Consider the following 1214-nt stretch of genomic DNA (forward strand, 5'->3'; position numbering starts at 1 on the left):
CGTCGTCGGCGATGAACGCGACGCCGTCGCGCACGACGACGTCGGTGCCGAGGTAATGCGTGAAGGGCCAGTCGGGGTTGACGGCGAGGCGGATCGGCAGGTTGGGGTCAAGGCTCTGGAGCTGGCGGAGCAGGTGGCCGACGGTCAGGTAGTGGGGCACGGGATCCTCCGGGAGCGGGACCGGTTGGGCGAAGCAGGGTTGTTGTTGGAGCGTCAGTGGGCGTCGAGGCGGAGCAGGTCGCGCAGGACCTTCGGGCCGGTCGCCTCCGGCTTGGCATGGCTGGCGAGGTGTCGCTTGCGACACTCGTTGACGTAGCCCTTGCCGGGGCTCGTCATCTGCCAGTCACCGCAGGAGCAGACGGCCTGGGAGTAGGTGCGGCCGGAGCAGTCGGGGTGGAGCGGCTTGCCGGAGCTGGTGTGCTTGTGGTCCGCCGGGCAGTTGGTGCCGTCGGAGTGGTGGTTGGTCAGCGGGGCGCGGAAGGTCAAGACCGGTTCCTCTCGGTGGTTGGGGGCCGGTTGGCTCAATGTGTGAGTCGACCAGCGGGGGTGCGGTGTGTCCGGCGGCAGGGAGGGCGTCCCGGCCGCCGCACGGTCAGCGGGAGGGGTTGGCGCCGAGGGCGGCGATGAATCCGGCGACGGCCTCGGAGGGGGTGTAGAGGCCGAACTCCTGGACCCAGGGCTCGGCGTCGGCGGGGATGACCCGGATCTGCCAGACGATGCCTCGCTTCCAGGCGGTGGTGTCCTCGGGGAGCCAGCCGACGTAGGCGCGGCCGTCCGGGCTGGTGCAGTGCACGTTGGCCTCCGGGGTGTCGACGATCGCCCAGCCGAGTGCGCCGAGCAGTTCGAGCACCGGGCTCGCGCAGTGGTCGCTGGAGAGCCAGGCGCGCTCCTCCACGGTGGGACGGACGACAGCGGGCAGGGGAGTGCTGGAGGCGTTCACGAGTGGACGGTTCCTTCGTTGACCTGCGGTTTTTCCCGACACCCGTACGTTGGCATGCGGTGTGCCGAAGTACGTAGTCGTTTCCCGGAAGGTGCTGTCTGCCGTGGGCGAACTGGCCACCGAGGGCGCGAGACCGACGGACCGGGGAATGGATCGGCGCGGCCGGTTGTCCTAACTGGGTTGCGGCGCAGGGTCGTACAGAGCCGGAGGGGGAGCGGAGTGGCGGAGTCGAGCAGGCACTGGGACGGTGCCGGGCTGGAGCGCAAGATCCGCA

At 70.0% G+C, this 1214-nt stretch carries 2 protein-coding genes; both read right to left on the minus strand.

What is annotated here, in order from left to right; all coding sequences use genetic code 11:
- Window positions 1-213: 213 nt before the first annotated feature.
- Window positions 214-486, minus strand: coding sequence for a hypothetical protein (locus RB628_RS40660; protein ID WP_318325673.1), 273 nt, complete (start codon window positions 484-486; stop codon window positions 214-216).
- Between the two features lie 106 nt (window positions 487-592).
- Entirely contained in the window at window positions 593-940 is a 348-nt protein-coding gene (locus RB628_RS40665) for a DUF317 domain-containing protein (RefSeq protein ID WP_318325674.1), read from the minus strand.
- Between the last annotated feature and the right edge of the window lie 274 nt (window positions 941-1214).

The sequence above is a fragment of the Streptomyces sp. ADMS genome (assembly GCF_033441795.1).
GTDB lineage: Bacteria > Actinomycetota > Actinomycetes > Streptomycetales > Streptomycetaceae > Streptomyces.